Source organism: Rathayibacter sp. VKM Ac-2835, assembly GCF_013266705.1.
Classification (GTDB): domain Bacteria; phylum Actinomycetota; class Actinomycetes; order Actinomycetales; family Microbacteriaceae; genus Rathayibacter.
On record NZ_JABSNQ010000001.1, the window covers coordinates 1,147,403 to 1,170,879 of the forward strand.

Genomic DNA, 23,477 nt, shown 5'->3' on the forward strand with positions numbered 1-23,477 from the left:
CCGGCCGCGAGGAGAGGAGCGCCCGTGCCCGAGGGTGACACCGTCTACCGCTCCGCCCACAACCTCGCCGACGCGCTCGACGGGCAGGTGCTGACCCGCTGCGACGTCCGGGTGCCGAAGTTCGCGACAGTCGACCTCACGGGCGAGACCATCGACTCGGTCGTTCCCCGCGGCAAGCACCTGCTGATGCGCATCGGCGACGCGCTGATCCACTCCCACCTCAAGATGGAGGGCAGCTGGCATCTCTACTCGCTGACCGGTGACCGGCCGAAGTGGCACCGCCCCGCCTTCCAGGCCCGCATCGTCCTCGAGACGGACGAGTGGCAGGCCGTCGGCTTCGAGCTCGGCCTGCTCGAGATCGTGCCGCGGACCGCGGAGGAGGATGTGGTCGGCTACCTCGGTCCCGACCTGCTCGGCGCGGACTGGGACGCCGACGAGGCGCTCCGCCGCCTCACCGCCGACCCCGAGCGGCCGATCGGCCTGGCTCTCCTCGATCAGCGGATCATGGCCGGGCTGGGCAACGTCTACCGGGCCGAGCTCTGCTTCCTCCGCGGCGTGCTGCCCACCCGCCCGGTCGGCGAGAGCGGAGATCTCGTGCGCACCATCGCCCTGGCGAAGAAGCTGATCACCGTCAACCGCGAGCGCATCGAGCGCACGACCACCGGCAACCTCCGCCCCGGCCAGCAGCTCTGGGTCTACGGCCGCGACCGCAAGCCGTGCCGGCGCTGCGGCACGGCGATCCGCCGCGGCGAGCTCGGCGACGACGAGCTGCAGCTGCGCGTCACCTACTGGTGTCCGCGCTGCCAGACCTGAGGCCGGGCGCCGGGGCGCTCAGCAGGCGCTACTCCTCGACGGCGGCCGAGCGGTGCCCGGGGACGTGCTTGACGTGCAGGGCGACGTCACTGAGCCGCTCGATCCGGTCGACGTGGCGGGCGGCGCTCGCGTCCTCGGCGACGATCCAGCTGCCGACGAGCAGGTAGGGGTCGCGGCCGCCGGCGGTGAGCGGCCCGGTCACGGTGAAGGAGCCGATCGTCGGCGTCGAGAAGGTCACCCGCACCGGATCGCCGTGCGCGAGCCCGTCGACGGAGCGGTCGCCGTCGGCGCCCGCGTCGGGCTCGGGCGCGAGCGCGATGCTCTGGATCTCGGTCCCGGTGTTGAGGAACACGTCGGCGACGACGAGCTCCCCGCCGACCGCCTGCCGGACGACGCCCTCGATGCCGTAGAGCCCGTAGCGCGCCGAGCGGACGAGCACCCGCACCGTGTCGCCGATCGCGACCTCGGCGAGGGCCCCGCGGATCGACGCGACGTCCCGCCGGGCGGGAGCTGCGGACAGGGCCTCGAGGATCGCACTGGACATCCCGCCAGGCTAGCCGGTCGTCCCGGCGGCTGCGCACGGACGGCTGGCGAGCGCACGTCCGCGAGAAGAATCTGCAGCACCGCAGACCGTGGTCGGAAGCAGAGTCGCGGGTCGTCCTGATACCGCCAGCGGGCTCGAAGAACGGAGTGCGGAGACGGTGGGATTTGAACCCACGGAACCCAATAAAGGGTTCTCCACCTTAGCAGGGTGGTGCACTCGACCGGACTATGCGACGTCTCCTGAGCGCCCGCCAGGCGAACGCACGACGACCACTATAACCGCACCCGGGAGCCGGGCGTGACACCCGGCGCGGCGGCGCTACTGCTCGTCGAGGGTGCGGCCGACGGTGCAGGTCTGCTGGTCGGCGGTCTGGCCGGAGACGTCGCTCGGGAGGGCGACCGCGGTCTCGCCGGGGGCCGGAGTCCCCGGGTCGGTCGTCGCGGCCGGGTCGGCGGTCGCCGCCGGATCCGCCGTCGCCGCGGGATCGGTCGCGGCGGGCGTCGAGCCGTCCGTCGACTCCGAGCCGCCGCCGGTGGTGCCGGTGAGGGCGATCGGCTGGTCGGCGAGGAGCGCCGCGTTCAGCGTCGCCGCCGCCTCCTCGCTCGGGTAGACGCCGTCGCCGTCGATGAAGGTCGGGTACTGGACGAAGACGACGCTGGCGAGGTCGACGTCCTTCACCGCGAGGCCGATGGAGACGAGGGTGTTGACGTTCTCGAGCGAGGTCGAGAGCTGCATGTTGGAGACGGCGGCCTTGCCGAGGCCGTAGAGGGCGACGGGGTTCGAGAGGGTCGACGCGTCCTTCACCTTGCGCACCAGCGAGGACAGGTAGACCTGCTGGCTGGAGATGCGGGTCAGGTCGCTGCCGTCGCCGACGCCGTGGCGGGTGCGCAGGAACGCGAGCGCCTCCGCGCCGACGAGCGTGTGCGTGCCTGCACTGAGGTTCAGACCGGTGTACTCGTCCTCGATCGGGGTGGCGACGCAGACGTCGACCCCGCCGACCGCGTTCGACATCTCGATCACGCCGTCGAACTGGATCAGCGCGGCGTAGGGGATGTCGAGGCCGGTGAGCTGCTCGACGGTCTGCACGGTGCAGGCGAGTCCGCCGTAGCCGAGCGAGGTGTTGATCTTGGCGGAGCGCAGCGGATCCGAGACGGCGCCGGTCACCGGGTCGGTGCAGGACGGGATCGGCACGTACATGTCACGGGGGAAGCTGATCACCTCGACCGTCGAGTGGTCCTCCGAGATGTGCATCAGCATCGTGACGTCGTTGAGGTTCTCGGAGCGGTCGCCGTACGCGCCCGCCGCGGAGCCCTCGGCGCTGTCGCTGCCCGCGAGCAGTATGTTGACGCCGCCCTCGATCGCGCCGATCTCCGGGATCGCGGAGCCGGCGTCGGTCGATCCGATGCCGAGGTCGACGGACGGCCGCGCGCTGCCCGCGATCATCGAGAGCGCGATCACCACGATCGACACCGCGCTGAGCACCCCGACGCCGACGCAGGCCGCGAGGATCCGGCCGGCGAAGCGGAGCCCGCTCTGGGGCCGGAGCCGCCCGTGGCGGGCCGCGGTCCTGCGCGAGACGACGGGTTCGCTCATCGGTTCCGCCTCGGCGTCAGCCGAAGAATCCGACCGAGCAGGTCTGCTGGTCGGCCGGCTGGCCGGTGATCGCCTCGGGCAGCTCGACCGGGGTGCCGGCGGCGGGCGTGGCGGGATCGGCCGGGGCGCCGGGGGTGGCCTCCGCGGTCGCGAGCGGGTCGGTGGTGGCGGGGCCCGCGGCGGGGGCCTCGGTCGCCGCCGGCGCCTCGGGCTCGCCGGTGGTCGTCGCGCCGGCACCGGTCCCGCCGGTGAGGGCGATCGGCTGGTCGGTCTGCAGGGCGGTGGCGAGCACGTCGCCCGCCGTGCGGTCGGGGACGACGCCGCCGGAGGTCGCGCCGGTCGGGTACTGCGCGAACACGACGTTCGCGATGTCGACGTCCTTCAGCGCGAGGCCCATCTGCACGAGGGTGTTCACATTGTTGAGCTCGGTCGAGAGCGTCATGTTGCCCAGGGCGGCCTTGGCGAGTCCGTAGAGCGCGACCGGGTTGAGCAGCGTGTCGGCGCTCTTGACCTGGCGGACCAGCGAGGAGAGGAAGACCTGCTGGTTGCTGATGCGGGTGAGGTCGCTGCCGTCGCCGATGCCGTGCCGGCTGCGCAGGAACTGCAGCGCGGCCATGCCCTCGAGCGAGTGCACACCCGGCTCGAGGTAGGTGTTGGTGTACGGGTCCGCGATCTCGGTGGCGACGCAGACGTCGACGCCGCCGATCGCGTTCGACATCTCGATGACGCCGTTGAACTGCACGACCGCGCCGTAGTCGACCCGGACCCCGAGGAGCTCCTCGGCGACGCCGGCGACGCAGCCGAGGCTGACGTCCTTGCCCATCGCCTCGTTGATCTTGGTGTCGGAGCGCGCGGGGATGGTCTCCCCCGTCACAGCGTTGACGCAGGACGGGATGTCGACGTACATGTCGCGGGGGAAGCTGACGACGGTCGCGTTGCTGTGGTCGGCGGAGACGTGCATCAGCATGTTCACGTCGTTGAGGACGCTGGTCTCCTCGTCCGGGTCGCCGTAGGCGTCGCCCTGACCCTGGCGCGAATCGCTGCCGACGACGAGGACGTTGAAGCCGCCCTCGAGGGCGCCGATCTCGGGGACCGAGCCGGCTGCGACCTCGGAGCCCGCGGCGACCGGGTGCAGGCTGACCGAAGGCTGCGCGGACTGCACGAGCAGGGTGGCGGCGATGGCGACGATGGAGATCGAGGCGACGACGCCCACTCCCGAGACGGTCGCAGCGGCCTTGACGAGGGTCCGCGGCAGGCTGTGGCGCTTCTGCCGTCCGTGCCGGACGTGGGGTCGCGGCGTGCGCGCCGACTCGTCCGCGGCGGAGTGGTCCGTCGAAGGGCGCGTCGTGCGCATCCGTCTCCCGTTCGTCTGAGGGCTGGGGCTGGTGGGGCCGGGGGTGTGGAGCTGAGGGCGGGTCCGGGACCCGCGGGCGCGGAGGAGGGGACTCCCACCGCGTCGGGACATAGTACCCAGAGCGCTCCGGAAAGCCATCCGTCGCCCGGAATTCGCGCCGGAGGGTCCGGGCGGCCGCGCCGCACGGCCACCCGCCCACGCTCAGCCCTGCTGCTCGACGACGCTGATCGCCCAGACGACCCCGAAGCGGTCGGTGAGCATGCCGAACCCAGCCGACCAGGCCGACGCCGCGAGCGGCTCGACGATGCTCGCTCCCTCGGCGAGCGCGTCCCAGTGGCCGATCGCCTCCTCGAGGGTCTCGGCCTGCAGCGCGAGGAAGAAGGGACGGTCGGTGATCGTCGTGCCGTTCTCGCGGCGCGTGGCTCCCGCCTGCAGATCCGCCTCGCTCGAGGGGACGTCGTACGCCATCACGCTGAAGCCCTCCGCGCCGACGACCTGGCCGTGGACGACCCGCTCGGCGTCGGGCAGGCCCGCCGGCATCCCGAAGTCGCCGTAGGTGCGGACGACCGCCCGACCGCCGAACGCGGCGGCGTAGTACTCGAGTGCCGCGCGGGCCCGGCCGGTGAAGTTGAGGTGGGCGACGACTGCTGCGGTCATGGGTGTGCTCCTTCAGTGCGCGGCGGGTGGGCCGCGGTTCTCCCCGTTTCCCGGGGCTGACTCCACCATCTCGTCGGTACCGGCCAGGGAACGTCCGCTTCGCGCGCGATGATCGATCCGTGCCCATCGCCTCCTCGCCCTCCACCTCGAAGCGGCTGCTCGCCCTCCTGTCGCTGCTGCAGTCGCGCCGCGACTGGTCGGCGCCGGTGCTGGCGGAGCGGCTGGAGGTGAGCGAGCGCACCGTCCGGCGCGACGTCGAGCGGCTGCGCGAGCTCGACTACGTGATCGAGACCACGCGCGGCCCCGACGGCGGCTACCGCCTGGCCGCCGGCACGGAGCTGCCGCCGCTGCTCTTCGACGACGAGCAGGCCGTCGTGATCGCCCTGGCGCTGCGGACCGCCGGCGCCCTCGGCACCGACCTCGACGAGGCGGCCGAGCGGGCGCTTCGGACGATCCGACGACTGCTGCCGAGCCGCCTGGCGCACCGGGTCGACGGACTCGCGGCGAGCGCCGGCACCGCGACCCGCCCCGCCGAGCCGCGCGCCGACTCCGGGGTGCTGCTGCGGATCGGCGACGCGATCCGCGACGCATTGACCCTGCGGTTCGACTACGACTCCCCCGCAGGACCGACCGACGCCCTGCGCGCCTCCGAGCCGCACCACCTCGTCCTCGCCGGCGGCCGCTGGTATCTGATCGGCTGGACCGCCGAGCGCGACGACTGGCGCACCTACCGGGTCGACCGGATCCGGCTCCGCAGCCATACCGGCGCCGCCTTCACCCCGCGGACCGTGCCCGGCGGCGACCCCGCGGCGTTCCTCTCCGCCCGCTTCAAGGGCTCGACCGGAGCGGACACCTGGCCGCACTGGGGCTCGGCGACGCTCGACGCCGACGCCGCGCGGATCGCCCCGTACCTCGGCGACGGCACGCTGACCGTCGAGCCGGACGGCCGCTGCCGGATCCGCGTCGGCTCCTGGTCCTGGCCCGGCCTCGCCGCAACGATCGCCCGCTTCGACGCACCGATCAGCGACGTCGAGCCGCGGGAGCTGCGCGAGGCGTTCGCGCGCCTCGCGGAGCGGTCGGCGCGCGCGGCGCGGTCCGCAGCCGGCGCCTGCTGAGGGCTCTCCCCGCTCAGGGGCGCAGGGTCCGCCGGAGGAACCGCACCTGATCCTCGAGGCTGGCGCGCGAGACCGCGGCGTCGGGTACGAGCTGATCGAACACGTGGTACGTCCCCGCCCAGAGCCGCAGATCGACGGGCACCCCCTGCTCCAGGAGCCGTGCGCCGAAGTGGAGCGCCTCGTCCCGCAGCGGATCGAGCTCCGCGACGAGGAGGTACGTCTCCGGCAGCCCGAGAAGCGACTCGCGGCGAGCCGGTGCCGCGTACGCGTCGGCCTCCCACCCGCCGAGGTAGAGCCGCCACATCACCTCGGCGTTGCGGTTGTCCCAGACCGGCGTGGCGTCGAACTCCCGCATCGACGTCGTCCGGAGGCGGTCGTCGAGCACGGGGAACAGCAGCAGCTGCGCGCGCGGCACCCGCTCGCCCTCGTCGAGCGCGAGCATGCTCACCCCCGCCGCCAGCGCGCCGCCGGCACTGACTCCGGCGACGGCGATCCGCGCGGGGTCGATCCCGAGCTCGGCCGCCCGCTCGACGATCCACCGCAGCACCGCCCGGCAGTCGTGCAGGCCCCGCGGGTAGGCGTGCTCGGGCGCGAGGCGGTAGTCGACGGAGACGACGAGGCAGCCCGCGTCGCCGGCGTAGCGCAGGCAGCGGGCGTTCTCGGAGAGGAGGTCCCCCGCGACGAACGCACCGCCGTGCAGGAAGAGCAGGGCGGACCCGACCGACGCCGACGGCCGGTAGAGCCGTAGCGCGATGACGTGACCGTCGAGGCGCACCGAGCGCGACTCGATCGCGACCGACCCGCCGAACTCCACCTCGGCGGAGGACGGCTGCATCGTCGACGAGCCCATCAGCAGCCGGGTCCCCTCGACGTCGTTCAGGTCCGGCCGCACCATCAGCTCGGTGGCGGCGGCGAGCTCAGCGTCCACGGCGACCACCGCCTGCCGCGCCGAGGGGGCTCACGCCTCGTCCGGCTCCGCCTCGGCGATCCGCAGCAGCTGCAGCGCGAGCCACACGTCGTTGCGCTGCGCCGCGTCGAACACGTCGATCCCCAGCTTCGCGCCCACGTTCTTCAGCCGGTGCCCCAGCGAGCTGTGGTGCAGCAGGAGCTCCGCCGCCGCCGCGCGGACGTTCGCGTGGCGGCAGTACGCGTCCAGGGCGAGGATCTCGCCCAGGCCGACGGGCGTGCGCACCAGGAGCTGCATCCGCTGCACGAGCTCCGAGCCGGCGGCCTCCTCCGGGCCGACCCGGGCGAGGCAGCGCAGGGAGCCGAGCGCATCGTGCGCGAGCGCGCGCGGACCGAGCGTCGGCGAGCACAGCCGCAGCGTCCGCAGAGCGGAGAGGTAGGAGTCTCGCGGCGACAGTGCCGAAGCGCTCGCTCCGACGGCGACGGTCTCGGCGCCCTTGGGGAGCGCACCGGGCAGGGTCCCGGAGCCGTGCACCAGCACCGCGTGCACCGTCCCGAACCGCACCGGAGCGGTGCAGCGGTTCTCCGGCCCGCACCACTCCCGCCAGGTGCGCGGGTCCGAGAGCGGTCCGCCCGAGCCCCGGGCGAGGACGACGCGGACGCGCCAGTCCGGCCGGAAGCCCAGCCGCCGCAGCGCCTCCTCCCGGTGCTCGGTGATCGAGGGCAGCGCCTCGATCAGCATCCGCAGCGGCTCGCCGTCGCCCAGCCGGGCCGCGTCGGCCTGCCGGATGAGGATCGTGGCCGCGGTCAGCGACATGCGCTCGAGGATCAGCTGCGCCATGTCCGCGTCGCTGCTCGCCGGCACCACCCAGACCAGGCCGGCGTCCGCGGTGCCGCCGCCGATCCCGGTGCTGATCGCCCCGGCCGGCGGATCCTGCGGCCGCGCGCGACCGAGGCTGTCGAAGCCGCAGCCGCCGCCCGGACCGGCGAAGCCCGCCTCGGTCCCGATCAGCATCGCCGTCGACCGCACCAGCTCGTCGATCCCGGCCCGGAACTGCTGGAGCTTGTCGAAGAAGCTGACGACGCGCAGCGCGTCCCGCCCGCTCTCGCCGCCCTCGGACAACCGCCGGAGAAGTCCCTCCACAGGTCACAGCCTCACTCGTCATCGCGTGCTCGCAACCGGTCGATCGCCAGGGCGAGCACCAGCACGGTCCCCGTCGCGATGCCCTGCCAGTAGGACGATACATTCAGGATCACGAGGCCGTTGCTCAGCGTCGACAAGAAGACGATGCCGAGCGCGGTGCGCGGAATGCTGCCGCGGCCGCCGAAGAGCGAGGTCCCGCCGAGGACGACCGCGGCGAAGATGTCGAACTCGGCACCCTGCCCGTTGTTCGCGGAGCCGGAGCCGAGCCGCCCCGCGAGCAGCACGCCCGCCACTGCCGAGAGCGCCCCGGCGACCACGAAGACCTGCATCGCGTGCACGTTCACCCGGAGCCCTGCCACCCTCGAGGCCCGGCCGGAGGAGCCGATGGCGTACGAGCGCAGCCCCCAGGTCGTCGTGCGCATCACGAGCCACGCGACGATGTAGAGCACGGTCACCAGCACCACCGCGACCGGGAGCGGGCCGATCGACCCGGTGCCGACCCAGAGCAGGAGATCGAAGCCCTCGACGACCGGGGCCGCGATCGACTGCCCGCTGGTCCAGACCTGCGCGGCACCGCGGACGACCAGCGCCACGGCGAGCGTGGAGATGAAGCCGGGGATCCGGAGCGTCTCGGTCAGCACGCCGTTGACGAGCCCGAGCAGGGCCCCGAGCGCGATCGCGCCGAGGACGGCGACGAGCGGCGGCAGCCCGACCTGCAGCAGCGACACGCAGGTGATCCCGGACGCCGCGATCAGCGCGCCCTGGCTGATGTCGAGCCGGCCGGCGATCAGGATGATCGTCGCCCCGATCGCCGCGACGCCGAGCACCGCCGACTGCCGGAGCACGACGAACAGGTTGTCGACGGTGAAGAAGGTCGACGAGCTGACGGCGAAGACGACGATCATCACGGCCAGCGCCACCGGGAGGACGATCGTGGCGAGGCGCTCCTGATCGAGGCCGCGGCGCGGAGCGCGGGCGAGCTCGGAAGCGGGAGTGTCGAGGCGGGTCACGAGACGCCTCCGGTCGCTGCGGACATCAGTTCTCCTTCGGTGGCGGTGGTGGCCGGGAGCTCCCGGACGACGGCGCCGTTGCGGACGACGATGATCCGGTCGCAGGCGGCGCGCAGCTCGGCGATCTCCGAGCTGATCAGCAGGACGGCGACGCCCTTGCCGGTGAGGTCCCAGACCGTGTCGATCAGGTCGGCCTTGGCCCGGACGTCGATGCCGTGGGTGGGCTCGTCGAGGACGAGCAGGGACAGGTCCTCGGCGAGCAGGCGCCCGACGAGCACCTTCTGCTGGTTGCCTCCCGAGAGCGAGCGGATGTCGAGGGCGTCGCTCGCTGCCTTGATCCGCAGGCGGGACGTCATCTCGCGGATCAGGGCGGTCACCGCGCGCCGGTCGAAGACGCCGCCGCGAGCGACGTCCCGCGGGGCCCGGACGATCATGTTCTGCCGCACGCTGAGGTGCGGCAGGATCCCCTCGGTGCGGCGGTCCTCGGAGAGGTAGGCGACGCCCCGGGCGAAGCCGGCGGCCGCGGAGCGCGGACTGTAGGGTCGGCCGCCGAGCTGCATCGAGCCGGACTGCAGGGTCTCGAGGCCGGCGATCGAGCGGCCGATCGAGGACTTCCCCGCGCCGACGAGGCCGAAGACGCCGAGCACCTCGCCCCGCCGGATCGCGAGGTCGACGGGCGGGCGGCCCTTGATCACCATCGCTCCGCCGACGAACGCGGGCTCGCCGAGCGACGGGGCCCGGTCGCCCCGGACGACGGCGGCGGAGCCCGGCACCATGGCGTCGACGACCTGCGGCAGCACGTCCGCCGTGGCCGCGAACTCGCCGGCGACCCGGCCGTCCCGCAGCACGACGATGCTGTCGCAGAGCTGCACGACCTCATCGAGCCGGTGCGAGATGAAGACGACGCCGACACCCTCGTCGCTGAGCGAGCGCATGACGCGGAAGAGGCGCGCCGCCTCGAACGGCGTCAGCGAGGAGGTCGGCTCGTCCAGCAGCAGCACGGACCCGGCGCTGCGCAGCGCACGGGCCGCCGCCACGAGCTGGCGGTCGCCGATCGACACGTCGCGCACCAGCTCGTCGACGTCGTTCTTGAGCCCCATCCGGCGCAGCAGCGCGCGGGCGGCCTCCCGCATCCGCCGGCGGTCGAGCTGCAGGGCCCGCTGGAACGGGCGCTCGTCCCCGAGGAAGAGGTTCTCGGCGATCGTGAGATCGGGCACGAGGTCGAGCTCCTGGCGCACGACGCCGATCCCGTGGCGCTGCGCCTCGCGCGGGCTCGAGAACGAGACCGGCTCGCCGCCCACTCGCAGCTCGCCGGTGTCGGGCGGGAGCTGGCCGGTGAGGATGTTGATGAGCGTGGACTTGCCGGCCCCGTTGGCGCCGGCCAGGCCGAGGATCCGTCCCGCGTGGACCGACAGGTCGACGCCGGTGAGGGCGGCCACCCCGCCGAAGGCCTTGCTCACGCCGCGGACGGTGAGGACGGCGGCGGGCTCGAGCGATGCCGTCATCCGAGGGAGTCCAGGATCCCCTGGGCGTTCTCCGCCGTCACCAGCTCGACGGGCACGATCTGCTCGCGCTCGACCTCGCCGCCCGAGGCGAGCTCGAGGACCGCGCGCGCGATGATCTCCCCCTGCTGGACCGGGAAGAGCCCCACCGTGGAGACCACCTCGCCGGAGAGGACGCCCTGCAGGATGCGCGCGTCCTCGCCGCCGGTGACGATCCCGACGTCCTCCCCGGGAGTGCGTCCGGAGGCCTTGACCGCGGAGATCGCGCCGAGCGCGCTGGAGTCGTTCAGGCCGATGATGAGGTCCAGATCGGGGTGCGCCTGCAGGACGGTCGAGGTCTGCGCGTTGCCGGTGTCCTCCTGGTACGCCTCGACCTCGCTGACGAGCGTCCACTTCCCCTCGCCGAGCACGGCGTCGATCCCGGCGATGACGCCCTCGTGCCGGGCGATCAGCGGCTCGCCGCCGGAGTCCTGGTGCAGGATCGCGACGGTGGGCACCTCGTCCGCGCGGTTCGCCGCCAGCCAGCCGCCGGCGCTCTCGCCCTCGAGCTCGCCGAAGGCGCGGTCGTCGAGGTTGAAGACGACGTCGGCCTCGGGGATGTCGGTCGCCAGTCCGATCACGAGGACGTCCTGCCCGGTGAGGCGACGCGCGACCGGCGAGATCGCCTTCGGGTCCGTCGGGCACACGATCACGGCCTTCGCACCGGCCGCGACGAGGTTCTCGATTCCGGACACCTGCTCGCCGGACTCGCCGTCGGGATCGGAGGTGACGACGTCGATGCCGCAGTCGGACAGGATGCCCTCCAGCCCCTTCTCGACCAGCGGGAAGTACCCGCCGGTGTTGGAGTAGGGCGAGTAGCCGACGCGGGTCAGGTCGACGCCGTCGCACTCGGCGGGGCGCTCACCGGCCGGCGTCGTCGATGCGCTCTGGCAGCCGCTCAGCGGGAGCAGCACGACCGCGGCAGCGGCCAGTGCGACGGCCGTGCGGCGCAGTCGGGTGGTGGGTCCGTGGACGTGCATCGTGTCTCCTTCGACAGGAAGTGCGGGTGGGGCGACTCCCCGGGAGGGTTCGGCGCCACCCGACACTCTGCCGACGCGCGGCCCCGGAGTCATCCGGTCGCCGACGCACACCCGCCCGCCATCTGGCGGATGGCAGCGCCACCATGGCGTCCGCGCCGACGGGTGACCGACCGCGGATCCCGGTCACCCGTTCATCGGAGGAGGGAGCCCTCCGGTGACCGGCGCAGAGTCGGGTCATCGCCTCGGGGCCCGTCCCGGGCGCGACGCGCACAGAGCGAAGGAGAAGAGACCATGAACGAGAAGCACACGACGGACGTCCGGGATCTGCCGATGACCGTGTTCGAGGTGGCGGAGCGGGGCGGGACGGTCGAGTCCCTGACCGCCGATCACGGCATGAAGGAGCTCGCCGACTCGAACTGCGTCTGCTACATCTGCTGCGGCGGGCCCGCCGCCTGACCGCCGTCGCCGAGAGCCGGCCGCTCGGCCCCTCGGCACGGCTCGCGAGCACGCGTCCCTCCGCGTGCCGCACCGGGCTCCCGTCCCGCTTCACGCAGGACGGGAGCCTTCTGCTGTCCGCGGCGACGCCGGAGGAGCGGTCCACCGGCCGTCCGGCGAGACCGTCTCGGCCACCGCCGCCGCGTACTCGGCGTGGCGGTCGTGGGCCGGCTGCCCGAAGGACCGCTGCAGGACCGTGCCGAGGAGCCGGGCGCAGTCGCCGTCCCGGTCCGCGTCGCCGGCGCCCTCCGGGCGGAGGACGAAGCCGCCGACGACCGCTCCGACAGCCAGGCGCCCGGACTCGGAGCGCGCGTCGCCGAGCACGAGGTGGTGCCTGCTGAGCGCGCCGAGGTAGTGCGGATCGGAGAGCCGGGAGACGAGGGAGAGCCCGAGCCGATCGGGCGCTCCGGGCCGGGCTCCACGCGAGCCGAGGACCGCGGCGTCACCGCGGTTGTAGGCGCGGAGCAGCGGCACCGCCATCGTGCCGTGGAAGAGCATCGCCGCGGTGAGGCCGAACGCGACCAGCTCCGGCCGGCGCAGGAGAGCCGCTCCGAGCTCGGCGTCGATCCGGCCCGCCTCGCGGACGAGGACCGCGTCGAGGAGCTCGTCCTTGCTGCTCCAGTGCAGATAGAGCGTGCCCTTGCCCACGTGCGCGGCGTCGGCCACGTCCTGCATGCAGACCTTGCGGTAGCCCCAGCGGAGGACGAGATCGCGCATCGCGTCGAGGATGCGCTCCCGTCGCCGCGGGTCGGGGCTCTCGTGCCGCCGCGGGTCGGCGACCTCCGAGCCCCGGCGGAGAGCGGGCCCGGTCCGCGTTCCGTGTCCGCTCCCGGTCGGCGACGTCATGGGAACGGGTGGGGGTCGGGGTTCAGCTCGTCCGGGAGCAGGTCGCGGTCGAGCCTGCCGAGCCGCCGCGGCAGCTCGAGGAGTCGGGGCAGCCCGTCGGTCCTGCGGTTGCGGTGGCCGAACGTCATCGGCACGGCGCCCGGGACGAGCACCTTCACGCAGGAGAATCCGCCCGCGCGGTGCTCCGGCGTGGTCTGGTCGACGACGAGCACCTCGCCGATCCGCTCCACCACGGCACGGAGATCGACCGCCAGATCCGCGGCGTCCGGGCGGACGCGGTGCGCTCCCCCGACGTCGTCGATGCCGATCGTCGGACCATCGCGCAGGAACTCGAGGCGGTGGAGGGCGTCCGGATGCGCGTACAGGGCGGAGTGGTCGAGCATCGTCCGCACGGCGAGCGGATCGCGCACCATCTCCGCGGCGTGCGCCTCCTCGCCCGGGTAGCGCCGGAGGAGGTCCGCCAGGATGGGGCCGAGCTCGCTCAGCGCGCCGAGCAACGCGCGCTCGGGGTCGAGGGCCGCACCGGCGGTGCAGAGCGCGGCCGGTCCGGGGCCGCCCTGCCGCGTCGCCAGCAGCCACACCGCCGGGATCCCCCAGTCCGTCGTGACGTCGAAGGCGGCGACGTCGTAGCCGGTTGCCGCGGTGATCGCCGCCGCCTGAGCGGGGACGAGGGGATCGCGGCAACTGCTCAGGTCGATGCCGGCCGGCGTGCTGCGGGTGTACCAGGTGCAGAGGAACGCGTCGCGCTCGATCGTCTCCAGCAGACCGTGCAGGGCGGCCTCCTCCCAGGAGGAGCCGAGCGCGCAGCCGTTCGAGACCTCGTAGTACGAGACCGGGTCGTCCCCGCGCAGTCGCTGCGAGAAGTAGTAGGCGAGAGCCTCGGGGACCAGTCGCGCGCGCCCCTCGGCGAAGGAGTGCGCCCACACCCACTGGATCGGCACGTCCTCGTCGAACCGCCGGTACCGGAAGGCCGGGTCGTCGTAGGACTCGTCCGGATGCCGCCCGAAGGCGTCGGGATGCACGGCCTCGGCGGCGAGCTCCCGGCAGCTCCCCCGCACCGTCGACCGGCGCCCGCCGGGGGCGACTCCCCCGTAGCGCTCGAGCGCCTCCAGCACCGCGGTGACCTCGGCGGACCGGTAGTCGCGGCCGCGCCCGTAGCCCGGCTCGACGAGGCCGTCCACGCGCATCGGCATCGGCGCGGCCGCCATGACCAGTCCGCCCTCGTCCCCGCGCCGCGTGGCGGCGATCGTGCCGCAGAACGGATCGATGTAGAGCGAGCGGAGGGCGTCGGCCTCGCGCACGACGTCGCGGATCCGCGCGCCGAACGGAGCGGTCTTGGGCTGCGGCGTGAGGACGTGCTGGGCGAGCACGGCGGTGTCGTCCGGGAGGTCGCCGCAGAGCTCGCAGAGGGGCTCGGGGAGGAAGGCGTGCGACTCCACCTCCAGCGTGTCGAGGCGGACCACGGCGACCCGCCGCGCGGCGCCCGCGTCGTCCCGCTCCTGAGCGAGCAGGCGCTCGAGCGCGATCGCCGCGACCTCGGCGCCAGCTCGTCGAGCGCCTCCGGGCGCCGGCCCTCGAGCTGCTCCGCGCACTCCTCCCGCAGCTGCCGCCGCCAGGGTTCCGCGCCGCCCAGGCGCTCGCGCCGGAGCGCCAGGCACCGCGGGCACCCGGGGACGCCGGGACGCACGAGGGGCCCGATCACGAGGCGGTTCACCTCGACGTGCGCAGGCAGCCACGGCACCTCGTTCGCGGGAGGGTCGGGGATCCGCCAGGTGTCGGACGCTCGGACGGTCACGCCCCTCGCTGCGCCGATGCCGGCCAGCGCTCGCTGGAGCAGTCCGTCCTCCTGGCCGGCGACCACGGTCTCGTTCGCGCTCACGGCAGGATCACCACCTTCCGGACGACGAGTCCGAGTCTCGCCACGACGGGGTCGTGGTCCAGGTCGACGACGACGGCCCGCGGATCGGAGGCGGGAGCCGTCTCCCGGGCGAGCCTCAGCGCCTCCTCCGCCGTCTCGGCGACTCCGAGACCTCCGGTCGCCGGTGCCGCGTCCGAGCAGCGGAAGGCGAGCGAGACCGGCACGCGGAGGGTGGAACCGTCGGCCAGCAGCCGGCCCGGAACGGTGGACGCCGTGGGCGCGGCGACCACGCGGCGGACGGCCTCGCGCAGCTCCTCGAGGCTCGCGGTGGGAGCGGCGACCGCCCGACCGGCCCCGTCGAGCACCCGGCGCGGATCGAGGACCGACTCCGCGCGGACCGCGAGCGCCCGGCGGACCGCGTCGGACCGCGCCGCCGCGAAGTCGGCGCCCTCGCCGACGACCTCGACGTCGCGCCTCGCGACGACGGCGTCGCAGGCGACGCGGACCCGGGAGTGGTGGCGCGGGACCTGCGGCAGATCCGCCTCCTCGATCAGCCGGAGCACCCCGAAGTCGGGATCGACGACCGTCGTCGCCCGCTCCTCGAACGGGCCGGTCGCCTCCGGCTGCCCGGCCTGCCACGGATGGGGGCTGATGCGGGTGAGCACCGATCCCGCCGCGGTCACCGTCCTGGCCCGCCACGGGTCCGTGCGGCCGGCCTCGACGCGGCGGACGAGCTGAGCGACGGCCTGTCGCACGACGCCCTCGACGGGCCTGCCCGCCTCGACGCCGCGCTCCGCCACGGCGACGAGCACCGGGAGCAGGTCCGACCCGGAGGCCGGCCCGACGACGAGCGCCCCGCCCGCGTGCAGCAGGACCGCCCCGAAGGTCCGCTCCCGATGCTGTCGGACCTCGTCGATCAGCCACCGCTCCGCGACCGGGCCGACGGCGAGGCAGGACTCGGGCAGGGCGCGGCCGTTGAGCACCACCGCCCGTTCCGCGAGGGCCGTCTCGCCGAGGAAGCTGACGCGACCGGCGACGGGCGCCTCGCGGAGGACGCCGAGGGAGAGCATCGCGCTCCGCACGCGCCGGAGCTGATCGGCCCGGACGGGATCGAGCGACCGCGCGCGCTCGTCGACGTCGATCCCCGCCTCGGTCCAGGCGGCGACGAGGCGGATCCAGCCGGCGATCTCGCCCGTGAGGACGACGTCGCCGGAGGCGGTCATGCCGTAGGTGCAGCCCTCCCGGTCGACCACGCAGGCGCTCGTGTCCACGACGAGGCTCACGCCGCCACCGCCGGGGTCGACCGCGGGCTCGAGCCGACGAGGAACTGGCCCACGCTGCACTCGAGGAGGGGATCGCGACCGGTCGCCTCGGCGAAGGCGACGGGGTCGTCGACGCCGAGCGGGCATCCCGCCAGCCCCATCGCGCTGCACGCTCCGGCGAGCGCCTGGTAGAGGACCCCCGTGTCCTTCATGACGAGCTCGAGCGCCATCTTCTCGTACTTCCACATCACGCGGCCGACGCGGGCGGAGACGACGATCAGGACCTGCGGGACGGCGTCCGTCGCCGACGCCCGGCTCGCGCCGCGGATCATCCTGCGCACCGCGGGACGGCCGATGCCGCACACCTCCTCGAGCTCGTGGCGGTGCGCGTCGTAGTGGTAGAACGCCGGATCGAGCCCGGCGCAGCGCGAGACGACCAGGTACAGCTCGAGCTCGGCGAGCGAGCCGCCGGACGGTCGCGGCGAGCAGACCACCTCCGTCCCGTGGTCGACGCGGGTCCCGCGGACCCGGTCCGTCCGGAAGAGGAGCTCCCCGAGCTCGGCGACATCGATCGGCGCGGACTCGTCGTGCTGCCTCAGGGACGCTCTTCGCTCGACCACCTCGGCGTAGGGCGGGTCGCCCGCCCTCAGGGCGGCGATGTCGACCGGTGGGAGCGCGGCCCGGCGCCCGCCGAACGGCGTGGGGACGGCGCCCTCCGGGGCGAAGCCCGCCTTCCCGCCCCACCACGTGCCCCCGAAGTCGCCGATCGCCCCGCGGTGGCCCGGTCGGCTCCGATCCCAGAAGAGCAGCTCGTGGGGTGCCCACTGGCGGAAGCGGAGCTCCGTGTCCTCCGGACCGCCCGGTGCCGTGAGGAAACCGTGCCGGCGCAGCTCGCGGTGCAGGGCCGCGGCGAGCCCGCTGCCGCCCGAGAGCGCCTCGGCGAGGAGCGACCGCCGGTGCAGCACGATCTCGGCACTGGCGAGCGGCGACTCCACCAGCAGGTCCGGGCCGTCGCGGCGGACCACGGCGAACCTCGAGAGGTCGAGGTCGAGGTCCGCGCAAGGCGCCGGAGCGGGTTCCGCCGCGGCCCGCAGCGGTCGGATGACGAAACCGGCACCGTCCTCGTCGCCGAACTCCTGGACGAGCCAGCCGTCCTCGCGCAGCCGCGCGGTCACGGGGTCGTCGGCGCCGCCCGGCACGCCCTCGACGAGCTGCCGCAGCCGCCCGTCGACCGCCGCGCCGTCCCCGAGCGCCAGGGACCGGGGCCACGCCATCACGGTCGTGCCCGTGCCGTCGTGCGAGGCGTACACGCCCGCGCGAAGGCGCTCGGTCCGGGGTCCGGGGACGTCTTCGTCGGTCACGAGCTCTCCTTCTCGACCGCCGGGCAGCCCGCATCGCCGAGGCGACCACGCTGCAGAGGCACAGGTCCGCCTGCGGAAGAACGTCAGGCTAGCGACGGCACCGAGGGAGAGGACATCGCGCGCCAGGAGAGGGAGACGTCGGCCCTACGAGCCCGGTGCCCGCGCAGCGGAGCCCTCCCGCGGCGCACGGCCGCGTCGGCGAGAAGGACGGGCTCTCAGATGGCGGAGGGCTAGGGATTCGAACCCTAGAGGCATTTCTGCCCACCAGTTTTCAAGTCAGGTGGACCGCAACCGACCACCCCTGCCGATCCGCGGAACCTCGGGGATGACGCGAGTTGGCGTGCCGTCCCGTGCCATTGGATCTCGGTCCGTGATGATCGCTAATGGCACGGATCTGGCACGAGATCCGGCCTCGCGTGCGCGCACGCGCGGGCGCGCGCCTTTTGGCAATCGACCGGGCGATTGGACCCGTCGCAGGGACACCTGGCATCAACGGGTGACCACGGGCAAGCACGCGCTCACACGAGGAAGCATTGGCGCCCCGCACACGATCGACCACCCCTGGACCACCGCAGGGTGATGGTTCAAGACATCGAGCGTGGAAGCAGCCCGGCGCCAGAATCACTCGGGGTCGCGATGCATCAGAGTGCGACAGACCGTCATCGTCAGCAGGCCCAATCCAGGCGAGACGACATCCGGAACACTGGTCCGGACAAGGATGGTCCGTCTGCCGCGCTGCGCGATCGTCTCCACCTGCTGGTCGCAGCGATAGCAGCGCGCGGAAGAATCGCCGGCCGCCGCGGCTACTCGCCGGTAGGTTGTGGCGCAGCGTCCGGGCCACGCTTCTTCAGCGAGGCCGTAGGCGTCGGGAAGAGGTGTCGAGCGATGATGTAGACGACGCCGACCGTCTGCACGACGGTTGCCGAGAGCCAACCGACGATGACCTCCGAAGGGACGTCCCACTCGTTGGTGTAGCCGTAAACCACGAAGACGGCATCCGCGATCGCGAGCTGGACTCCGACCGCAATGAACGTCGACCGAGCCAGGATCTTCTTCAGCTTGAGGTTCGCTCGTCGGTCTTCGAGGTCGACCTCCTTGCGGCCTCGCTTGAAGGCACCCGGCTGATAGAGGGGCTTATCTCGGATGCGCTGCTGAAACTCGCGGGCAGCCGTGATTCTGGCCGAGGTGGACTCGCGCTGTGAGATCAGGTTGACGTCAGCCGTGGCCCTCGCGTCCGCTTCGGTCGCCGGCCCGTTTTGCGGACTGTTTCCATCCGTGGCCACCGGCCGCGTGCGGGCAGGGGACGATGCGTGAACCTCCCCGAGCAGCGGGATCGAGACCACGCGTCCGTCAGCGAGTCTGACCTGTGCCCGCCGCTCGCTACGCGCCTGATCCAATTCCTCGCGCGCAGCCTTTAGCCCTGCCGCCCGCTTTGCTTCCAAGGCTTCCCGGTGAGCACGTGCCTCGCGCGGCGTCCGAGCGCCAGACTGCGTCGTCTCTGCACTCCTCGGCGGAGAGCCCTTGGGACCCGGATCGGTGGTCCCATCGCTGTCGCTCAACTCGCCAGGCGAAGGTTCTTGAGGCGGAAGGTCATGGCGTCGAGCGAGACGTCGAATATGCCCGCCATCTGAATCGCACTCAGGTCCAGCTCCGCCAGCGCCTCGACAGCCGCCTGTGGCATGAGGAGGTTCGCCGCGAAGTTATTCGCGAAGACCTCCTCAAGGTCAGTTCCATTCCTTGCCGCCGGGCCGCGGTAGTCGACGAAGGCGAGCTCCTCGTCACTGCCTGCGTGCCTGACGAAGTGGCCGATCTCGTGCGCACAGGAGAAACGGCGACGTACCAGCGCTTCGCTGACGTCCAGAATGATCTCGGGCCCCCGCCCCGGGAGCTTGCGAAGCATCCCGGACACATCCGATCCGATGCTGGCTGAAAACACAGAGATGCCGAGGTCGTCGGCGATTCCGAACGGGTCGACGGGCAGGTCACCTGACCAGTTCGCGTCCAGCGTCTCCTCGGCGAGGCGCTTCGCTTCCTGCTTGACGGTCACTTCGCCTCCTCGTTGCGGTCCGCTGCACAGAGCGTAGTGGCGGCGGGTCGATCGCCAGACGCGGCGGGCGGTCGTCGGCACGTTCGAACCTGGCTTGAGCATATTCGTTCTCCCTATGGAGGGAAACGGAACCCGCGGGGTGGACATTCCTTCGAACGTCAGCCGTGCGCTGGTTCCCCGCTCGTGTCGGCGGTCCGCCGTACAGTCCGGGCCATGTCCCACCACTGGACTCCGATGAGCATGGTCTCCCGAGCCGTCTCGCCTGGCGAGTGGAAGGTGGCAGACCGGACGGAAGACCTCGGCTGGATTCGGCTGGTCCAGTACCAAGGCCTACCGACCTACGTCTGCGTGACCAGGGACGGCTGGGTCGTCGGGGGTGGTGACTCGCTGCGAGACGCCGCGCAGGCCTTCCTGGCGTGGCGTCGCGCGCAGCAGAGTCGCCGGGCTGGAGAGGGCCAGTAAGAGTGCCCTTCGCGCTACCCGCAGACGCAGGAAGCGCAGCCGAGGGACCATCTCATCATGACCACGGACGTACCCCACTTCCTCCTCACCGCGGCATCCATCTGGACCGGCGAATCGCAGGTACTCGGCGTCTACTCGTCGGAGGCCGCGGCCCTGGATGCTGCCAATTGGGACCGCCTAGCGGCGAGCGACGGGAGCCCTGTGCGCTTCTCAATCGGGGAGTGGCATGGATCGCACCGGCTAGCCGTCCGGACAAGCTCGTCACCGTTCGATCCTGAAGACGGAGCAGAAGCCGGATGGTCAATGTGACGAGGCTCCTCGCGCCGGCGCAAACTCGGGCCCCTTTGGCAATCGACTGGGCGATTCCACCCAGATCAGTCGCCATCAGCCGATGGTCGCCCGAGACCAGAAACAGGCACTAGGTAACGGGCCGAGGCCGTGCGGCAGGTTACCGTCCACAAGCTGGTCTGCCGAGCAACGGTGACCACTCAGATGGCGACACGTTGATGGAGGTCGCCTGAGGCTGCCCGCGCGCGACGGGGCGAAACGCTGTGTGGGAGGCTGACGACTGAGCGTCCACATCGACGCCCACCACCTCGGAGGTCTCATGTCCCCATTTCGAGTGCCCTCGTCTGCGGCACAGGCGCCGTCCAATCCACTGGATATGTACGTTGACCTCCCTCGCACAAGCAACGCGCCCTCAAGTGGGTTATGGCTTCACCAGGGTGATGTCATCAGAGAGTTCATGACGCAGGTGGAGGCGCCCGACCTCGCACTGCAGCTGCCCACCGGAACTGGAAAGACACTCACTGGTCTTCTGATCACGGAATGGACCAGGCGCTCGCGAAGAAACCGTGTTATTTACGCCTGTCCAACCCAGCAACTTGCCAAGCAGGTCTACGCCAGCGCTGTCGCCGAAGGCATTCGGCCCGTGCTCCTTATTGGGAAATCTCAACTGTGGTCAACACCTGACCAGGCGCGATATGAAGCGGGCGAAGCCGTAGCGATTACTACGTACAGCTCAATCTTCAACACCAATCCCAAGCTGGCCGCCGCCGATCAGATCCTTTTCGATGACGCACATGCGGGCGAGCAATACGTCGGCGAGAAATACGGCGTCACGATTGACCGTCGGACCAATCGAGAAGAATACTTTGCTCTTCTCGTAGCGATTCAGAGTGGCCTCGACGGAGTTTACCTCGATCGCCTCCGCGAAGCCGTGCCAGACCCGACAATCTCCGAGGCCGTCCGACTTGTTGTACCGCTTCGACAAGACGGGATGGCTGACCGGGTTTCTGTAGCATTAGGCGGATTCTCCGGTGATCTGAGTTTTCAATACGCAATGATACGCGGGGTCCTTCAATCCTGCTTGATCTACGTCTCGTATCGCGGAATTCTGATTCGGCCATACATTCCACCGACTGAGCAGAATTCTCTATTTGCGGGAGCAAGGCAGCGCCTATACGTGTCGGCTACGCTTGGCGACGGCGGCGAACTAGAAAGGGCCTTCGGGCGACGCGGGATTGTCCGGTTAACAGCTGCCGTTGACAAGAGTTCCTTGCTATCCGGCCGGCGATTCTTCATCTTTCCCGAACTTGCAGCAACGAATGCTCCTGCCTCACTTGGAAAGGACATCGTCAAACGCGCAGGAAAGGCCCTCATTTTGGCACCGAGTCGAATGCGTGCCGAGGCGGCCGCGGATGAGCTGGGTGCAGACGGCTGGCCCCGGTTCACGATTGATGACGTCAGCAACGGCATGGCTCCGTTCGCCGAGGCGAAGCATGCAGTCTGCGGGCTGGCGAGCCGTTACGACGGCCTGGATTTACCAGGCGATTCTTGCCGTTGCGTCGTCATAGATCAGATTCCGGACCAGGACAGCCTTCAGGAGCGATTCCTGTCGGGTCGAGCACGAGCCAGCATCGCTTTCTCTGAGCGGGTTCAGGCCCGCGTCATCCAGGGAACTGGGCGCGCCACGCGGGGGCCCAGGGACCTCGCGGTGGTTCTTGTTTACGGGCCAGAGCTGGCGCGTTATCTGTCCAGACCAGAGACGACGGCGTCGATGGACCCTAACCTGCAGGCGGAGATTAAGTTCGGCCGAGAAAATTCTCAGGATGTTGAGCCATCTGAGATCCTCGCCAACGTCCAAGCATTCCTTGGACGTGCACCAGAGTGGCTACTCGAAGCCGAACCGGCGATTGCCAAGGTTAGAGATGGCAGCCCGAGGAGGGTCTCGGCCGCCTCTCGCGCGCTGCAAACGTCTGTTTCTGAGGAAGTCTTGGCCTGGGCCGATGCTGGCGTCGGGCGCTGGAAATCGGCTGCTACGCATGCGCAACAAGCCGCACATCTCATTGGCGATGGCGAGCCAGAAACCAACGGTTATCAGGCATTCTGGCTTTACCTTGCGGCTCAGTGGACCGACCAAGCCGCGTCGGATACGGCGGACACCGCGCTGCACGCAAGCGCCGTGTCGCTCGTAGAACGTGCCGAAGGAGTCGCCGGTTTCGGAACTTGGCTCCGTGAGATGCCAGCACTGCCGATGCAGCAAGAGCCCGTTCTTGCTCCGGAAGACGCTGTCGCAATTGATTCCATTACCGCACGCCTTGAGGTGCGGACAAACTTGAGTAGCGTCCCTCGCGAACTAGGGGAGATGATGGCGGGGCTGCAGGCGAAGCAGGCGGAGGTTTATGAGCCGGCACTGCTCGCACTTGGGGAGTTCCTCGGCGCAGACGCGACGAAGCCGAAGTCATCGGCTCGACCCGACTGCGTCTGGGCATGGAAAAACCACGCATGGCTAATCCTTGAAGCGAAGTCAGAACACAGCTCCACTGGCGTGGTATCGGTCCAGGACGTTCGGCAGGCAAACACGCAACGGGACCTAGTGGTCAAGGACCGAGCGGTACCACGCCCTCCTGCACAAAGCGCGACTGTCATCATCAGTCCGCGCGCCACGGTTCACCACGACGGCGTAACGATAGCCAACCGACACCTGTACCTCACTAACCCTGGAGAGGTGGTTCTCAAGATCGGGTTTGACATTGAAGCGGCATGGACTGATCTCATGCGGAACAGCGTTGGCTTGCCTTGGAGAGAGATGCGCGGCCAGGTTCGAGATGCGCTCAGCACCAGGATGGTTCTGCCGTCGCAAGTGTTCGAACGGTTGACGCGAGACCCGATTAACCCCTGATAAACAGACAAGGGCTACTCCCGTGCGACTCGCGGGCTCCTGGATGGCATCTAGCGGGTGATGCCGAACCGCGGGCGCACGCAGCGATCTCCTGCGTCAGGGGCGCTGACACGGCGTCCGATGGACACGACTCGCGTGCGTACGCGCTCGCGCGCTCGATTTTGCCCGTGACTGGTCACGGTCGCTCCGAGGCGAGGGCCCATCCGGTGTTAGGCATCCGTGGCGGCCCGCTTTCGCATGGGCCGAACCGACCAGGACATGCGCTTGGTCCAGACCCGGTCACACCGGCGGGGGGATCGTCGTCT

19 protein-coding genes and 1 tRNA gene are annotated in these 23,477 nt (G+C 71.2%); 4 read left to right on the forward strand and 16 right to left on the reverse strand.

Going from position 1 to position 23,477, the window contains the following annotated elements; genetic code table 11:
* Positions 1 to 24 precede the first annotated feature (24 nt).
* Positions 25 to 813, forward strand: a complete 789-nt coding sequence (locus HRK28_RS05395) for an Fpg/Nei family DNA glycosylase (RefSeq protein WP_173250624.1) — start codon at positions 25 to 27, stop codon at positions 811 to 813.
* A 28-nt stretch (positions 814 to 841) separates the two neighbouring features.
* Here HRK28_RS05395 and HRK28_RS05400 read toward each other — a convergent pair whose 3' ends face one another.
* The 5 genes from HRK28_RS05400 to HRK28_RS05420 all read right to left on the reverse strand — a co-directional run bounded on the left by HRK28_RS05400 (position 842) and on the right by HRK28_RS05420 (position 4,961).
* Positions 842 to 1,357, reverse strand: coding sequence for a hypothetical protein (locus tag HRK28_RS05400; protein WP_160087576.1), 516 nt, complete (start codon positions 1,355 to 1,357; stop codon positions 842 to 844).
* Between the two features lie 149 nt (positions 1,358 to 1,506).
* Positions 1,507 to 1,597: transfer RNA gene (locus HRK28_RS05405), tRNA-Ser, on the reverse strand.
* 78 nt (positions 1,598 to 1,675) lie between these two features.
* On the reverse strand, positions 1,676 to 2,950 hold the full coding sequence (locus HRK28_RS05410) for an LCP family protein (RefSeq protein ID WP_173250625.1): 1,275 nt from the start codon (positions 2,948 to 2,950) through the stop codon (positions 1,676 to 1,678).
* A gap of 16 nt (positions 2,951 to 2,966) precedes the next feature.
* Positions 2,967 to 4,304, reverse strand: a complete 1,338-nt coding sequence (locus tag HRK28_RS05415; RefSeq protein ID WP_173250626.1) for an LCP family protein — start codon at positions 4,302 to 4,304, stop codon at positions 2,967 to 2,969.
* Between the two features lie 201 nt (positions 4,305 to 4,505).
* Entirely contained in the window at positions 4,506 to 4,961 is a 456-nt protein-coding gene (locus HRK28_RS05420; RefSeq protein WP_173250627.1) for a VOC family protein, read from the reverse strand.
* Between the two features lie 119 nt (positions 4,962 to 5,080).
* Between HRK28_RS05420 and HRK28_RS05425 the strand changes: the two genes are divergently transcribed.
* Entirely contained in the window at positions 5,081 to 6,076 is a 996-nt protein-coding gene (locus HRK28_RS05425) for a WYL domain-containing protein (RefSeq protein ID WP_173250628.1), read from the forward strand.
* Positions 6,077 to 6,089: 13 nt separating this feature from the next.
* On the opposite strand, the gene HRK28_RS05430 is transcribed toward HRK28_RS05425, so the two are convergent.
* The 5 genes from HRK28_RS05430 to HRK28_RS05450 are packed head-to-tail and all read right to left on the reverse strand — an operon-like array spanning position 6,090 to position 11,657.
* Positions 6,090 to 7,004, reverse strand: a complete 915-nt coding sequence (locus HRK28_RS05430) for an alpha/beta hydrolase (protein ID WP_173250629.1) — start codon at positions 7,002 to 7,004, stop codon at positions 6,090 to 6,092.
* A gap of 30 nt (positions 7,005 to 7,034) precedes the next feature.
* Positions 7,035 to 8,126, reverse strand: coding sequence for a helix-turn-helix domain-containing protein (locus tag HRK28_RS20730; protein WP_173250630.1), 1,092 nt, complete (start codon positions 8,124 to 8,126; stop codon positions 7,035 to 7,037).
* A gap of 11 nt (positions 8,127 to 8,137) precedes the next feature.
* Positions 8,138 to 9,136, reverse strand: a complete 999-nt coding sequence (locus HRK28_RS05440; RefSeq protein WP_160087562.1) for an ABC transporter permease — start codon at positions 9,134 to 9,136, stop codon at positions 8,138 to 8,140.
* Positions 9,133 to 10,641, reverse strand: a complete 1,509-nt coding sequence (locus HRK28_RS05445; RefSeq protein ID WP_173250631.1) for a sugar ABC transporter ATP-binding protein — start codon at positions 10,639 to 10,641, stop codon at positions 9,133 to 9,135. Before HRK28_RS05445 ends, HRK28_RS05440 begins: the two co-directional genes overlap by 4 nt.
* Positions 10,638 to 11,657: a sugar ABC transporter substrate-binding protein gene (locus HRK28_RS05450; RefSeq protein ID WP_173250632.1), complete on the reverse strand. Its 1,020-nt coding sequence runs from the start codon at positions 11,655 to 11,657 to the stop codon at positions 10,638 to 10,640. Before HRK28_RS05450 ends, HRK28_RS05445 begins: the two co-directional genes overlap by 4 nt.
* 291 nt (positions 11,658 to 11,948) lie before the next feature.
* On the opposite strand from HRK28_RS05450, the gene HRK28_RS05455 reads away from it, so the two are divergent.
* Positions 11,949 to 12,113 carry a thiomuracin/GE37468 family thiazolyl RiPP peptide gene (locus HRK28_RS05455; RefSeq protein WP_173250633.1) on the forward strand — a complete coding sequence of 55 codons (165 nt, stop codon included), beginning with the start codon at positions 11,949 to 11,951 and terminating at the stop codon, positions 12,111 to 12,113.
* A gap of 90 nt (positions 12,114 to 12,203) precedes the next feature.
* Here the strand turns inward: HRK28_RS05455 and HRK28_RS19725 are convergent, their stop codons facing one another.
* From HRK28_RS19725 to HRK28_RS20450, 6 genes are all read right to left on the reverse strand, one after another.
* Positions 12,204 to 12,869, reverse strand: a complete 666-nt coding sequence (locus HRK28_RS19725; RefSeq protein WP_217274398.1) for a TetR/AcrR family transcriptional regulator — start codon at positions 12,867 to 12,869, stop codon at positions 12,204 to 12,206.
* Positions 12,870 to 12,994: 125 nt separating this feature from the next.
* Positions 12,995 to 14,590, reverse strand: coding sequence for a TOMM precursor leader peptide-binding protein (locus tag HRK28_RS05465; protein ID WP_173250634.1), 1,596 nt, complete (start codon positions 14,588 to 14,590; stop codon positions 12,995 to 12,997).
* Between the two features lie 283 nt (positions 14,591 to 14,873).
* Positions 14,874 to 16,139: a hypothetical protein gene (locus tag HRK28_RS05470; protein ID WP_173250635.1), complete on the reverse strand. Its 1,266-nt coding sequence runs from the start codon at positions 16,137 to 16,139 to the stop codon at positions 14,874 to 14,876.
* Positions 16,136 to 17,479: a SagB family peptide dehydrogenase gene (locus HRK28_RS05475; protein WP_173250636.1), complete on the reverse strand. Its 1,344-nt coding sequence runs from the start codon at positions 17,477 to 17,479 to the stop codon at positions 16,136 to 16,138. The genes HRK28_RS05470 and HRK28_RS05475 overlap by 4 nt, the downstream gene beginning before the upstream one ends.
* Positions 17,480 to 18,282: 803 nt before the next feature.
* Positions 18,283 to 18,822, reverse strand: a complete 540-nt coding sequence (locus tag HRK28_RS05480; RefSeq protein ID WP_173250637.1) for a hypothetical protein — start codon at positions 18,820 to 18,822, stop codon at positions 18,283 to 18,285.
* A gap of 212 nt (positions 18,823 to 19,034) precedes the next feature.
* A complete protein-coding gene (locus HRK28_RS20450) occupies positions 19,035 to 19,526 on the reverse strand; it encodes an ImmA/IrrE family metallo-endopeptidase (RefSeq protein WP_217274399.1) in 492 nt (163 codons plus the stop codon).
* 1,126 nt (positions 19,527 to 20,652) lie between these two features.
* Between HRK28_RS20450 and HRK28_RS05490 the strand changes: the two genes are divergently transcribed.
* Positions 20,653 to 23,172, forward strand: a complete 2,520-nt coding sequence (locus tag HRK28_RS05490; protein WP_302051440.1) for a DEAD/DEAH box helicase — start codon at positions 20,653 to 20,655, stop codon at positions 23,170 to 23,172.
* The last annotated feature ends 305 nt before the right edge of the window (positions 23,173 to 23,477 follow it).

What these genes read in the sequence shown, in the direction of transcription:
- HRK28_RS05400 (WP_160087576.1), bottom strand. Translation starts at nt 1,357, where the DNA reads ATGTCCAGTGCGATCCTCGAGGCCCTGTCCGCAGCTCCCGCCCGGCGG.
- HRK28_RS05410 (WP_173250625.1), bottom strand. Translation starts at nt 2,950, where the DNA reads ATGAGCGAACCCGTCGTCTCGCGCAGGACCGCGGCCCGCCACGGGCGG.
- HRK28_RS05415 (WP_173250626.1), bottom strand. Translation starts at nt 4,304, where the DNA reads ATGCGCACGACGCGCCCTTCGACGGACCACTCCGCCGCGGACGAGTCG.
- HRK28_RS05420 (WP_173250627.1), bottom strand. Translation starts at nt 4,961, where the DNA reads ATGACCGCAGCAGTCGTCGCCCACCTCAACTTCACCGGCCGGGCCCGC.
- HRK28_RS05445 (WP_173250631.1), bottom strand. Translation starts at nt 10,641, where the DNA reads ATGACGGCATCGCTCGAGCCCGCCGCCGTCCTCACCGTCCGCGGCGTG.
- HRK28_RS05450 (WP_173250632.1), bottom strand. Translation starts at nt 11,657, where the DNA reads ATGCACGTCCACGGACCCACCACCCGACTGCGCCGCACGGCCGTCGCA.
- HRK28_RS05455 (WP_173250633.1), top strand. Translation starts at nt 11,949, where the DNA reads ATGAACGAGAAGCACACGACGGACGTCCGGGATCTGCCGATGACCGTG.
- HRK28_RS19725 (WP_217274398.1), bottom strand. Translation starts at nt 12,869, where the DNA reads ATGCGCGATCTCGTCCTCCGCTGGGGCTACCGCAAGGTCTGCATGCAG.
- HRK28_RS05490 (WP_302051440.1), top strand. Translation starts at nt 20,653, where the DNA reads ATGTACGTTGACCTCCCTCGCACAAGCAACGCGCCCTCAAGTGGGTTA.